This is a genomic window from Sphingomonas sp. Leaf231 (genome assembly GCF_001421995.1).
Taxonomy (GTDB): domain Bacteria; phylum Pseudomonadota; class Alphaproteobacteria; order Sphingomonadales; family Sphingomonadaceae; genus Sphingomonas.
Genome location: NZ_LMLS01000001.1, coordinates 863,522 through 875,955, shown reverse-complemented (window position 1 = coordinate 875,955; position 12,434 = coordinate 863,522). Strand labels below are relative to the sequence as shown.

Below are 12,434 nucleotides of genomic sequence, written 5' to 3'. Positions count from 1 at the left end.
GGTCAGCCATTGTCGTCGGTGGCTTCGTCCGGTCCGCCCCGCGGGGTGATGTCGAAACGGATCCGCACCCATACGCCGATCATATCGGTGCCGCGCTTGCGCGGTGGGCGCACCAGGAACTGCCACGCCGCCTGACGGAGCGCGCGCCCGATCCCGGACCCCGGCGATTCGCCCAGTTCGCGGCAATCCTCGACATGGAAGCGCGGCGCGGTGCGGCATGCCACCACGCCCCACCCGGTCTTGCCGCGCGGCATATATGGCTCGGTTTCCGCACGTGACGGGCGGCGATACCATTCCGCGGCATAAAGCGGCTCGCCGCCCGGACCCAGCCCGACGGTTTGCGTATCGTCGCCGCGTCCCTCGCTGCCCTTGCCGGTCGCCGGCGGTCCAGCGGTGCCGCGGATCGTGCCGATGTCGGATGCGGCGTAATCCGCCTTGTTGAGGATCATCACTCCGGGCAGGTGCAGCGGCTGCTCGGGCAGCGGCGGCACCGGCGTCGGGCGCTCGGCCGTGACACGCGGCGGCGTGATCTCGCTGCGTTCGGGGGTGGCGCGCTGTCGCTCGGCCTGTCGGGTCGCGGATTTCTGCTGCTGCGCGCCTTCGTTGCGGACATCGAACGTGGTCAGTCGGCGGCCGTCGCCGAAGTCGCCGCGCACTACGCCGCCCATCGTCAACAAAGCGAGGATGATCGCCGCGGCGATGCCGAGCGCCAATAGCGTGGACACGACGCGACTGCCCGCATCACGACGGGTCCGGTACGACGAAGCTCGGTACGTCGCCGTCCGCATGGGCGGGCGATTACAGCAGCGGGGTGAGGGCGGCAATCGGCTTTGGGGTGACGAAGCGGCCATGTCGACCGGCGCGGGGAGGGGCGCGGGGATGGTCGCGACGCGGTGCGCGATGCCATCGACATGCACCCGACATCGCGGTCGAGCATCACGCCGTACCGGCCCGTCCAACCCGGCGAAGCCGTATTCGAAGGGCCGGCTTCGCCGGGCCGGCCGGGCTTGTGCGAGGCAGCCGCCAGCTTCGCTGACGACTGCCGCTCTTTGGTTAGTTCTTGTCCTTGTCCACCAGCTTGTTCGCGCCGATCCACGGCATCATCGCGCGCAGTTCGGCACCGGTCTTCTCGATCTGGTGCGCCGCCGCCGCCTTGCGCGCCGCCTTCAACTCGGGCTGGCCGGCACGGTTGTCGAGGACGAAGTTCTTCACGAACCGGCCCGACTGGATGTCGGCCAGCACGCGCTTCATCTCCTTCTTCGTCTCGTCCGTGATGATCCGCGGGCCGGTGACGATGTCGCCATATTCGGCGGTGTTCGAAATCGAGTAGCGCATGTTCGCGATCCCGCCCTCGTACAGCAGGTCGACGATCAGCTTGGTTTCGTGCAGGCACTCGAAATACGCCATTTCAGGGGCGTAGCCGGCCTCGACCAGCGTTTCGAACCCGGCCTGGATCAGGTGGGTCACGCCGCCGCACAGCACCGCCTGCTCGCCGAACAGGTCGGTCTCGCACTCTTCCTTGAAGTTGGTCTCGATGATCCCCGAACGACCGCCGCCGACGCCGCTGGCATAGGCGAGCGCAACGTCGTGCGCGTTGCCGCTGGCGTCCTGCTGGATCGCGATCAGGCACGGGACGCCGCCACCGCGGACGTATTCGCTGCGCACGGTGTGGCCGGGGCCCTTGGGCGCGATCATGATGACGTCGATGTCCGCCGGCGGCTCGATCAATCCGAAGTGGACGTTCAGGCCATGCGCGAACGCCAGCGCGCTGCCCGGCTTCAACCGGCCCTTGATGTCGTTCTCGTAGATCGCAGCCTGATGCTCGTCGGGAGCCAGGATCATCAGGATGTCGGCCCATGCCGCCGCCTCGGCGGCCGACATCACCTTGAAGCCCGCGTCCTGCGCCTTCTTCGCGGTCGCCGATCCCTCGCGCAGCGCGACGGCGATCTCGTTCACGCCCGAATCACGCAGGTTCTGCGCATGGGCGTGGCCCTGCGAGCCATAGCCGACGATGGCGATCTTCTTCGACGTGATCAGGTTCAGGTCGGCGTCGCGATCGTAATAGACCTTCATATACTCATTCCCTTTCGCAATGTCCGTCGCACCGGTCGAGGCGGGCAGCCCGTGCGGCAGGCACCTTGCGTCCCGCCGAAGGGCCCCGGCCTGCGCCAGGGCGACATGGTGGTGGTTGACTCAGGCCGCCTCGCGCCCGCGGGCGATGGCGACGATGCCGGTGCGTGCGACCTCGATCAGGCCGACCTCGGCCATCAACTCGACGAACTTGTCGAGCTTCGCCGAGCCGCCGGTCACTTCGAAGACGAAGCTGCTGGTGGTCGCGTCGACCACGCGGGCGCGGTAGACCTCGGCCAGCCGCAGCGCCTCGATCCGCTGGTCGCCGGTGCCGCGCACCTTCACCAGCGCCAGCTCGCGCTCGACATGGTCGCCCTCGGCGGTCAGGTCGTGGACGCGATGGACCGGCACCAGCCGGTCGAGCTGCGCGACGATCTGCTCCAGCGTCGCCGGGCTGGCGCTGGTCACGATCGTGATCCGGCTGACCGCCTTGTCGGTGGTGATCTCGCTGACGGTCAGGCTCTCGATATTATAGCCGCGCGCGGTGAACAGCCCGGCGATGCGGGCAAGGATGCCCGGTTCGTTGTCGACGATCACCGCCAGCGTGTGGCGTTCGGCTTTCTCTTCGCGGATGTGCACTTACGTTCCTCACTCCCTCCCACATGGGAGGGGTCGGGGTGGGTGTCGTCCGGGGGTGCGCGGAGCGTCCGGCGCACAGGGCGCCGGATTACAAGCGTTCCGCCTCCACCGGCCCCTCCCGAAAGGGAGGGAAGGTGGGTCAGACCAGCGCCTTGGCCTCGTCGTCCATGGTGCCGCTGACTTCGTTGGCCTGCAGGATCATGTCGGTATGCGCCGCGCCGCTCGGGATCATCGGGAAGCAATTGGCCAGTTTCGCCACCATGCAATCGACCATCACCGGCCCGTCGTGCGCCAGCATGTCGGCGATTCCCGCTTCCAGCTGGTCGGGCCGCTCGATGCGGATACCCTTCCAGCCATAGGCTTCGGCCAGCTTCACGAAATCGGGCAGCGAATCCGAGTAGCTTTCGGCATAGCGACTCTCATAGGTCAGCTCCTGCCACTGGCGGACCATACCCATATATTCGTTGTTCAGGATGAACACCTTGACCGGCAGCCGATATTGCGTCGCCGTCGCCAGCTCCTGGATATTCATCTGGATCGACGCTTCGCCCGCGATGTCGATGACCAGCGCGTTCGGATTGCCCAGCTGCGCGCCGATCGCCGCGGGCAGGCCATAACCCATCGTGCCCAGCCCGCCGCTGGTCAGCCACTTGTTCGGCAGCTCGAAACCGAAATGCTGCGCCGCCCACATCTGGTGCTGGCCGACCTCGGTCGTGATGATCGGCTGGCGATGGTGCGTGGCGTCGAACAGCGCGCGTACGGCGCGCTGCGGCATGATCTCGCCGTTGTTCTCGTTCGGCCCGGTCTCCGGAAAGTCGAGGCACTTCACCGCGCGCCAGCCTTCGATCCGGCGCTGCCACTCGGTCGTGTCGGGCTTGGGATGCTGGCGCGCCTTCCACACGCGCACCATGTCTTCCATGGCGTGGCCGGCGTCGGCGACGATCGCCAGATCGATGCGCACCGTCTTGTTGATGCTCGACCGGTCGATGTCGATGTGCACCTTGCGGCTGTTCGGCGAAAAGGCATCGAGCCGTCCGGTCACCCGGTCGTCGAACCGCGATCCGATCGCGACGACCAGATCGGCCTGGTTCATCGCCATGTTCGCCTCGAACGTGCCGTGCATGCCCAGCATGCCCAGCCATAGCGGCCCGCTCGCGGGATAGGCGCCCAGTCCCATCAGCGTCGAGGTGACCGGCGCACCGGTGATCCGCGCCAGTTCGCACAACAGCTGCGACGCCGCCGGCCCGGAATTGATGATGCCGCCACCGGTGTACAGCACCGGACGCTCGGCAGCGGCCAGCATGTCGACGACCTGCTCGATCGCGCCGCGATCGGCCTTCAGCTGCGGGCGATACGTCTTGTGCTGGATCGGGCCGGGCTTGGCATAGCGCGCGGTCGCGACCTGCACGTCCTTGGGGATGTCGACCACGACTGGACCGGGACGGCCGGACGTGGCGATGTGGAATGCCTCGTGGATCACCGGGCCGAGGCGCGCGGGATCCTTCACCAGGTAATTGTGCTTGGAACAGTGACGCGTGATGCCGACGGTGTCCGCTTCCTGGAACGCATCCGATCCGATCAGCGCGGTTGGCACCTGTCCGGTGATAACCACCATCGGGATCGAATCGAGCAGCGCGTCGGTGATCCCCGTGACCGCGTTGGTCGCGCCGGGGCCGGAGGTGACCAGCACGACGCCGGGCTTGCCGGTCGAACGGGCATAACCCTCCGCGGCATGGGTCGCGGCCTGTTCGTGACGCACCAGGATGTGCTTAATTCGCCCGCCATTTTCCACGGAGTTGCGGAACAGGGCGTCATAGATCGGCAGGACGGCACCGCCCGGGTAGCCGAACACGACCTCCACGCCGAGATCGCACAGCGCCTCGACCAGGATGTCTGCTCCGCTCTTCTCGGTCACGTCACGTCTCCTCGTTGAAAATGCCGAACGTCCTTAGCCCGGCGGATGGCGGCGCGCTACGGCATATAAAATTGCGGGTCAACACGTTTCAGTGAAATAAAATTGCGAAGTGGTTGCGGTGCAGCGGAGCCAGTCGCTCGGTATCTGGTGGCGAAACCACGTATATTGCCGTTTGGCATAGCGGCGGGTCGCTTGCTGCGCCGCGGACAGCGCCGTGTCGCGATCGACCACGCCCGCGAGCAGCGCGGCGATCTCGGACACGCCGATGGCGCGCCGCACCGGCGCGTCGCCGGGAACGTCCTCGCGTGCGAGCAGCGCGGCGACCTCCTCCATGCCGCCGTCGTCGAACATCGCCGCGAGCCGCGCATCGCAACGTGCGAACAGCGCATCACGGTCGGGCAGCAGGACGACGCCGCGCACCGTTACGGTGTCGCCGATGCCGCCGGAGCGCTCCGCCTGCCACGCCGCCAGCGTGCGCCCGGTCGCCCGCACCACCTCCAGTGCGCGCGCCACGCGCGTCGTGTCGCGTGCCGCCAGCCGTGCGGCGGCGGCGGGGTCCGCGCGGGCGAGCGCCGCATGGGCTTGGGCAACGGGCAGCGCGCGCACCGACGCGCGGATGTCGGCGTCGATCTCCGGCACGGGCGCGATTCCGTCCAGCAAGGTGCGCAGGTACAACCCGGTTCCGCCGACCAGCACCGGCACCCGGCCTGCGGCGTGCGCGCGCCGTACCTCGGCCGCCGCATCCGCCGCCCAACTTGCTGCCGAACACGCCTTCGCGCCGTCGACATGGCCGAACAACCGGTGCGGCACGCGCGCCTCATCCTCATGCGTGGGCCGCGCCGACAAAATACGCAGGTCGCGATACACCTGGCTGGCATCGGCGTTGACGACCACGCCGCCGATCCGCTCGGCCAGTTCGATCGCCAGCGCGCTCTTGCCGCTGGCGGTCGGCCCTGCGATGAGCGCCAGCTTTGGTTTCTCGGGGGTGGGCATGTTCACGGCGACGCTGATAGCAGCAGGGCGGCTGACGCCCAACATCATGGCCGACGCGCGTGATCGGCTGGCGGCGGCCGGCTGCGTCCCCACGACGCTCGCGTGGATCGACGAAGGCGACGCGGCGGACTGGCGGTTCGAACGCGCGCCGGTCGATGCACGCGCCACGCTGGAAGGAGCCTTCGACGGCGTCGACCTGGTCGTCCAACCGGCAGCGGAGCGTCGCAAGATGCTGCTGGTCGCCGACATGGATTCGACGATGATCACCGTCGAATGCATCGACGAACTCGCCGGTTATGCCGGCCTCAAGCCGAAGATCGCCGCGATCACCGAGGCTGCGATGCGCGGCGAACTCGATTTCGAGGCGGCGCTGGATGCGCGCGTCGCGCTGCTCAGGGGGCTGGACGCCGATGTGATCGACGCATGCCTTCGCGAGCGGGTCACGTTGATGCCCGGCGCCGTCGCCTTGGTACGGACGATGCGGGGCTGGGGCGCGACGGCCGTGCTCGTCTCGGGCGGCTTCAGCCGCTTCGCCAATCCGGTCGCGGCGGAGATCGGCTTCGACCGCGCGATCGCCAACGTGCTGGAAATCGACGGTGACGCGCTGTCGGGCACCGTCGCCCGCCCGATCGTGGGAGCAGCGACGAAGCGCGCCACGCTGATCGAGACCCGTGACGCGCTGGGCTTGCCGGATACTGCGACGCTGGCGGTGGGCGACGGAGCCAACGATCTGGCGATGATCGAGATTGCCGGGCTGGGCGTTGCCTATCGCGCCAAGCCGATCGTCGCCGCCGCCGCGGGCGCGCGGATCGAGCATGGCGATCTCACCGCGTTGCTATGGGCGCAGGGCGTGCCGCGCGCCGAATGGCGAACTTGTTGAATATGCGTCGTTAACGCTTCCTCCACCGTCTGCGTGCCAAAGCATCGGGACGGATTAAACGGGGGCATCGACAGCCGATATGCGCGTACTGGCGGTCGCATCGCAGAAGGGCGGGTCGGGAAAGACGACACTCGCCGGGCATCTGGCGGTGCAGGCACAGCACGCCGGTGCCGGACCAGTGGTGTTGCTCGACATCGATCCGCAGGGAACGTTGGTCGACTGGGCCGCAGCGCGGGGTGAGGGAAATCCGGCGTTCGTGGCGACCGGCGTGCCGCGCCTCGTCGCCGATCTCGAAGCTGTCCGGGAACAGGGCGCGCGGCTTGCGGTGATCGATACGCCGCCCGCGTTGACCGTCGCGATCCAGGCGGTGATCCACGTCGCCGAACTCATCATCGTACCGACGCGGCCCAGCCCCCTCGACCTGCACGCGGTGGGGGCCACGGTCGAACTCTGCGAGCGGTCGGGCAAGCCGCTGCTATTCGTGATGAACGCCGCTACGCCTTATGCCCCGATCACCGCCGAAACCGCCGTGGCGCTGTCGCAGCATGGCACGGTCGCCCCGGTCATCATCCACCAGCGCACCGACTACGCCGCGTCGATGACCGATGGACGCACGGTAATGGAGGCGGAACCCGCTGGCCGCGCGGCGGCCGAGGTCGCCGCGCTCTGGGCCTATGTCTCCGATCGGCTGGAAAAGAACTTTCGCCGCACCGTCTTCGCTGCGGGGGTGCCGGGTGGCGGCTATGGCGCGGTAAGGTCGCCAGCGCACAGCTTCGGCCGCCGGGTGCCGGTCTGATGGTCCGCAACACCGTGCGCGCCGGCATGGCGCTGATGCTGGCGATGGCGCTGACCGGGTGCGCGATCCTGCACCTCGATCCGGGCGGGCGGCGCGGCGCGCTCGCGTCCACCCGCGCCGAAGACGTCGAAGCGGCGAAGCGCGCACTGCGGCAGCGGCGTTGGACCGTGGCGATCACCCATGCCGAGCATGCGGTGGCCCGCGACGGCGCGGATGGAGACGCGCGTGCGTTGCTGGCCACCGCCTATCTGCGCGCCGGACGCTTCGCCTCGGCGGCGCAGGCGTTCGCGGACACGCTGGCGCTGCGACAGGCCGACGCGCGCACTGCCCTCAACCTCGCGCTGACGCAGATAGCCACCGGGCAGGACGACGCGGCCGTGGCGACGCTCACGCGCTACGAAGGGATGATCCCCGCCGCCGATCGCGGGCTGGCACTGGCGTTGGCCGGCGCGCCGCAACAGGGGGTGGAGGTGTTGATGGCGGCGATGCGCGTGCCCGGCGCCGACGCCCGCACCCGGCAAAATCTGGCGCTGGCACTCGCGCTGTCCGGTGAATGGCCGGACGCGTTCTTCATGGTCGGGCTCGATCTTCCTCCGGCGGCGGCGCGTCAGCGGATCCTCGACTGGATGCGCTTCGCCCGTCCGCAGGGAACGGCGGATCAGGTCGCCGCCTTGCTGAAGATCGCGCCGGCGGTCGACCCCGGTCAGCCGGCCGCGCTGGCGCTGCATGCTGTGCCTGCCTCCGTCGCCGCGGACGACGGCCTCGACCGTTACATGCCCGGCCCTGCGGACGAAGCGACGGTCACCGCCGCCCTCGCCGGTGCCGGTCCGCCGCATCGGACGCGCTGACGCTCAGCCCGCGATCGCGCGGCCGCCTTTCCACATCGCGATCACCTTGCCTTGCACCGGGAGGCCGTCGAACGGTGTGTTGCCCGCCTTGCCCGGCAGCCGGTCGGCATCGATCTGCCACGGTGCCTGATCGTCGATCAGGATGACGTCGCCGGGCATGCCGGTCGCCAGCGTGCCCGCGTCCAGCCCCAGCAACGCCGCCGGTCCACGCGACAGCAGTGCGAACAGCCGTGGCAGCGTGATGCGTTCGTCGCGCACCAGCCCTAGCGCGAGCGGCAACAGCGTCGCCGCGTCGGCTCCCCCCGCACTGGCGTCGGCGAACGGCAGCCGCTTTTCCTCCGGGCCGCGCGGGTCGTGGCCCGAACACAGCAGGTCGATCGTCCCGTCGGTCAATGCCGCGAGCGCCGCCTTGCGATCGTCCTCGCTGCGCAGCGGCGGGGAGAGATGCGCGAATGTGCGAAAGTCGCTCATCGCATTGTCGCTCAGCAACAGATATGCCGGGGTGATCCCACAGGTGACGCGTACCCCGCGCGCCTTTGCCGCACGAACCAGCGCGAACCCCGCGGCGGTGGTGACGCACCGCAGGTGAAGCCGCGCGCCGGTTTCCTCCGCCAGCATCAGGTCGCGCGCGATCGCCAGCGCCTCGGCCAGCGCAGGGGCCGCGGGCAGGCCGAGTCGCGTCGCCGTCTCGCCCTCGGTCGCCACCGCGCCCGCCGCCAGCCCGCCGTCCTCGGCATGGCTGACCACCACCACCTCCAGGTCGCGCGCATAGCTCAGCACGCGGTGCATCACGCCGCTGTCGGCGATCCACCCGCGCCCGGTGCCGACCGCGCGTGCCCCGGCCGACAGGCAGATCGCCATCTCGGCCAGATCCTCCCCCTTCGAACCGACCGTGGCCGCGGCGATCGGGTGGATCCACAAATCAGGCCGCCCGATCAACGCCAGCCGCTGCACGGCGCCGGGTTCGTCGAGTACCGGCGTTTGATCCGGCATCGGCGCAACGCGCACGATGCCGCCTGCTCGCGCCGCGGCACGATCGATCCGTGCCACGCCGACGTCGATGATGCCGGGCGCCAGCAACTTGCCGCGGCAGTCGACACGTTCGGCATCACCCGGCGCCTCGCCGGTGGCGATCGTGCCATCGACGATCAGCAAGTCGCCACGACGCTCGCCACCATCGGGGCACACGATCCGCGCGTTGGTCAGGTGCAGTGCCTGTGTCATGCCCAGCCCTCCACATGGCGCGATCGGCGGGTCAGCACGTCCAGACACGCCATTCGCACCGCCACGCCCATCTCCACCTGCTCGGTGATCGCGGATTGCTCGACGTGATCGGCCACCGCCGAATCGATCTCCACCCCGCGGTTCATCGGGCCGGGGTGCATCACCAGCGCCCCCGGCGCGCGCGTGTTCAGCCGTTCCAGCGTCAATCCGTAGCGCAAGTGATATTCGCGGCTCGATGGGACATAGCCGCCCGCCATCCGCTCGGTCTGAAGCCGTAGCATCATCACCACGTCGGCCCCGTCCAGCGCACGGTCGAAGTCGGTGAACGCAGTGACCCCGAACCGCTCGATCGCGGGCGGCATCAACGTGGAGGGCGCACACACCCGCACCTCCGCGGCCAGCGCGGTCAGCGCCAGGATGTTCGAACGCGCGACGCGGCTGTGGAGCAGGTCGCCGCAAATCACCACGCGCTTGTTGGCGATGCCGCCCAGCCGCCGCCGGATGGTCAGCGCATCCAGCAGCGCCTGTGTCGGATGTTCGTGCCGCCCGTCGCCCGCGTTCAGCACCGGGCAGTCGACCTTGTCCGCGATCAGCCGCACCGCGCCGCTCGACATATGCCGGATCACGATCACGTCTGCGCGCATCGCGTTCAGCGTCATCGCGGTGTCGATCAGCGTCTCGCCCTTCTTCACGCTCGACTGTGCGGCGTGCATGTTGACCACGTCCGCGCCCAGTCGTTTGCCGGCGATCTCGAAGCTCAGCAGCGTGCGGGTGCTGTTCTCGAAAAAGGCGTTGATCTGCGTGAAGCCGGCCAGTCGCTTGTCGGGCGTGGCGCGCGTCCGGTTCGCCTCCACCCACGCATCCGCTTCGTCGAGCAGGAAGGTGATCTCGTGCGGTTCGAGTCCCTCGATCCCGGTCAGGTGGCGATGCGGAAACACCGCGCCTCCGGGGATCAGGGTGGCGGGGCGGTGGTCCGACTGCATCATCAAAGCCGCTGCCTAGTGGCGGGGCAGGGACGGTGCAAGCCGGTCAGAAGCGCAACGACGCCAGACCGAGCGCGATGCCGGCCTGCATCACGGCGATCAGTTGAAGGCGCAGCGAGAACGGCTGTTTGCGCGCCTTGTGGCGAAAGAGCCGGCGTGCCCAGAAAGCGGCCGGGCTGCCGCCGATTGCCGCCAGCCACAGCAACGTCGATTCGCGGATGCGCCGCTCGCCGCGCTCGGCGGCGCGCTTGTCGGTGGCGAAGCAAAGGATCGTCAGCAGGTTGATCGCCAGAACCGCCGTTGCGACGAACGACAAGGCGTCAGGCACCATAAGGGATTTCCGCGGCCTGAACGCGGTGCGCATAAACGACGATCGTCAGGAAACCGCCACCAGCGCGTCGATCGCGGCTTGCAGGATGTGCGCCGCGGCATGGTTGTCGATCCGCTCGGCCCGCTTGGCGCGGCTGAAATCCTGTTCGATCAGCGCGCGCTCGGCAGCGACGGTCGACCAGCGTTCGTCCCACAGCAGGATCGGCACCCCGATGTCGCGGCAATTGCGAGCGAATGCCCGCGTCGACTGGCTGCGCGGGCCTTCGCTGCCGTTCAGGTTCAGCGGCAGGCCGATCACCCAGCCCCGAACGTGCTGCGCCTGCGACAGCGACAGCAGCGCTGCCTTGTCGAGGGTGAACTTGGTCCGCCGGATCAGCTGCGCCGGGCTGGCGAAGCTCCATCCGGCATCGCACAATGCGGTGCCGACGGTCTTCGTGCCCACATCCAGCCCCAGCAAACGCCCGCCATCGGGCAACGCGGCCCGAAATGCCGCGGCGGTGGCGTGGATCACGGCGGTGGGCGATGAACCGGCGGTCACCGGACCCTCACTCATCGGGCCGCCAGCCGCCGCGCCGCGTCGGCACGGACGTTCGCCCAGAACAGGCTATAGTCATAGACGTGGAAGTTGTTGCCGGGCAGCGCATATGGCCCGACGTCCGGCGGCGATCCGATCAGCAACATGCCGCGCCCGCCGCATCGCGCGCCGATCCGCCCCGCCTCGATCCGCGCCTCGTCCATCGCGGCGTTCGGGAACAGCGTGCCCAGGTTTGCGGAGGGCGGCGCGGCGGCGTTCGGCGTGCCGGTCAGCGGATTGGTGCACAGCATGGCGGTGCCGCGCCGCGATGTGCCGTCGAACCCGGTCGAGCGGTCGTATTGGTCGAGGATCAGCGACGGATCGGCCGGCTCGGCGAACGTCTGCCACGCCAATATGCAGCCGCGCTGGTCGGCGCGCGTGCACGCCGGCAGGCCGAGCGCGGGCAGGTCGTTGGTCACCGACACCGGCCATCCCACGACATAGGCCGCGACGATCCGCCTGGTCAGCGGCGTTCCCGCCACCCGGTCTTTCAGCAGGCGGGTGAGGTGCAGCGCGCCCTGGCTGTGCCCGGCCAGGATGATCGGCCGCGTCGGCCCGGCTTCGGCCAGAAACGCCTCGAACGCCGCCAGCACGTCGCCGTAAGCGAGCGCCAGCGCCTGCTCGGCGGCGCGCTGGTCGGTCAGGAACGCGCCGAACGTTGCCTGCCGGTAACGCGGCGCCCAGATCTCGCCCGCTTCGTTGAATGCGCTGGCCTGTCCGCGCAGGAACAGCGCGGCGCGGTTGTTCGCCTCGTCGTCGGTCAACGGCGCATTCCAGTGCGCACGGCTGAGGTACGATGTCGGGTGGATGAAGAACACCGCCGCGCCGCCGGGCGTCTTGCGCGGCGCGTAACCCGGCGGCGTCCACAGCGCCGGATTGCCGGCGAGCGCGGGGCGCGCCAGCCACATCTTGTCCTGCGCGTATTCCCCGGCGGTCACCCGCTGCTGATCGCGGAACGATTCGCCCGGCACCATCGCCATGCGCATCATTTCCACGCCCCACAGCCGGTAGGCGAAGGCAGCCGCGGTCGCGAGCACGATCAGTGCGACGACGACATAGAGGAATTTGCGGGCCAAGAGCGTGTCACCATTGTGCGGTGCAGCAAGATCGCTGCGCCGGCAACCGCAAGGCTGGTGCCCGATCGTTGCGGATCGTGCAACCGCGCCGCGCGACGCGTGTTGC

The 12,434-nt window shown here is 69.0% G+C and carries 13 protein-coding genes; 3 read left to right on the top strand and 10 right to left on the bottom strand.

Going from position 1 to position 12,434, the window contains the following annotated elements; translation table 11 throughout:
* Positions 1 to 2: 2 nt before the first annotated feature.
* From ASE95_RS04180 to miaA, 5 genes are all read right to left on the bottom strand, one after another.
* Positions 3 to 725 carry a hypothetical protein gene (locus ASE95_RS04180; RefSeq protein WP_056631801.1) on the bottom strand — a complete coding sequence of 241 codons (723 nt, stop codon included), beginning with the start codon at positions 723 to 725 and terminating at the stop codon, positions 3 to 5.
* Positions 726 to 1,053: 328 nt separating this feature from the next.
* On the bottom strand, positions 1,054 to 2,073 hold the full coding sequence (gene ilvC / locus ASE95_RS04175) for a ketol-acid reductoisomerase (protein ID WP_056631798.1): 1,020 nt from the start codon (positions 2,071 to 2,073) through the stop codon (positions 1,054 to 1,056).
* A 120-nt stretch (positions 2,074 to 2,193) separates the two neighbouring features.
* Complete coding sequence (gene ilvN, locus ASE95_RS04170) at positions 2,194 to 2,709, bottom strand: acetolactate synthase small subunit (protein WP_056631794.1); 516 nt, start codon at positions 2,707 to 2,709, stop codon at positions 2,194 to 2,196.
* A gap of 139 nt (positions 2,710 to 2,848) precedes the next feature.
* On the bottom strand, positions 2,849 to 4,624 hold the full coding sequence (ilvB, locus tag ASE95_RS04165; protein WP_056631791.1) for a biosynthetic-type acetolactate synthase large subunit: 1,776 nt from the start codon (positions 4,622 to 4,624) through the stop codon (positions 2,849 to 2,851).
* A gap of 78 nt (positions 4,625 to 4,702) precedes the next feature.
* The gene (miaA, locus tag ASE95_RS04160) at positions 4,703 to 5,617 is read right to left on the bottom strand and encodes a tRNA (adenosine(37)-N6)-dimethylallyltransferase MiaA (protein ID WP_056631788.1); all 915 of its coding nucleotides are present in this window, start codon (positions 5,615 to 5,617) and stop codon (positions 4,703 to 4,705) included.
* On the opposite strand from miaA, the gene serB reads away from it, so the two are divergent.
* From serB to ASE95_RS04145, 3 genes are all read left to right on the top strand, one after another.
* Positions 5,616 to 6,497, top strand: coding sequence for a phosphoserine phosphatase SerB (serB, locus tag ASE95_RS04155; RefSeq protein WP_056631786.1), 882 nt, complete (start codon positions 5,616 to 5,618; stop codon positions 6,495 to 6,497). The two genes, miaA and serB, sit on opposite strands and share 2 nt — an antisense overlap.
* A 79-nt stretch (positions 6,498 to 6,576) precedes the next feature.
* Positions 6,577 to 7,293 (top strand): ParA family protein, encoded by a 717-nt coding sequence (locus tag ASE95_RS04150; protein WP_056631783.1) that lies wholly within the window; start codon positions 6,577 to 6,579, stop codon positions 7,291 to 7,293.
* Positions 7,293 to 8,141, top strand: coding sequence for a tetratricopeptide repeat protein (locus tag ASE95_RS04145; protein WP_056631780.1), 849 nt, complete (start codon positions 7,293 to 7,295; stop codon positions 8,139 to 8,141). Before ASE95_RS04150 ends, ASE95_RS04145 begins: the two co-directional genes overlap by 1 nt.
* 3 nt (positions 8,142 to 8,144) lie before the next feature.
* Here the strand turns inward: ASE95_RS04145 and ASE95_RS04140 are convergent, their stop codons facing one another.
* Genes ASE95_RS04140 through ASE95_RS04120 form a run of 5 tightly spaced genes read right to left on the bottom strand, consistent with a single transcriptional unit; the run spans position 8,145 to position 12,328 of the window.
* On the bottom strand, positions 8,145 to 9,365 hold the full coding sequence (locus ASE95_RS04140) for a dihydroorotase (RefSeq protein WP_056631777.1): 1,221 nt from the start codon (positions 9,363 to 9,365) through the stop codon (positions 8,145 to 8,147).
* Positions 9,362 to 10,351, bottom strand: coding sequence for an aspartate carbamoyltransferase catalytic subunit (locus ASE95_RS04135; RefSeq protein WP_056631774.1), 990 nt, complete (start codon positions 10,349 to 10,351; stop codon positions 9,362 to 9,364). Before ASE95_RS04135 ends, ASE95_RS04140 begins: the two co-directional genes overlap by 4 nt.
* Positions 10,352 to 10,394: 43 nt before the next feature.
* Positions 10,395 to 10,679, bottom strand: coding sequence for a DUF1294 domain-containing protein (locus tag ASE95_RS04130; protein ID WP_200918735.1), 285 nt, complete (start codon positions 10,677 to 10,679; stop codon positions 10,395 to 10,397).
* Positions 10,680 to 10,724: 45 nt separating this feature from the next.
* A complete protein-coding gene (ruvX, locus tag ASE95_RS04125; RefSeq protein WP_082449518.1) occupies positions 10,725 to 11,231 on the bottom strand; it encodes a Holliday junction resolvase RuvX in 507 nt (168 codons plus the stop codon).
* Positions 11,228 to 12,328, bottom strand: coding sequence for a DUF3089 domain-containing protein (locus ASE95_RS04120; protein WP_056633168.1), 1,101 nt, complete (start codon positions 12,326 to 12,328; stop codon positions 11,228 to 11,230). The genes ruvX and ASE95_RS04120 overlap by 4 nt, the downstream gene beginning before the upstream one ends.
* Between the last annotated feature and the right edge of the window lie 106 nt (positions 12,329 to 12,434).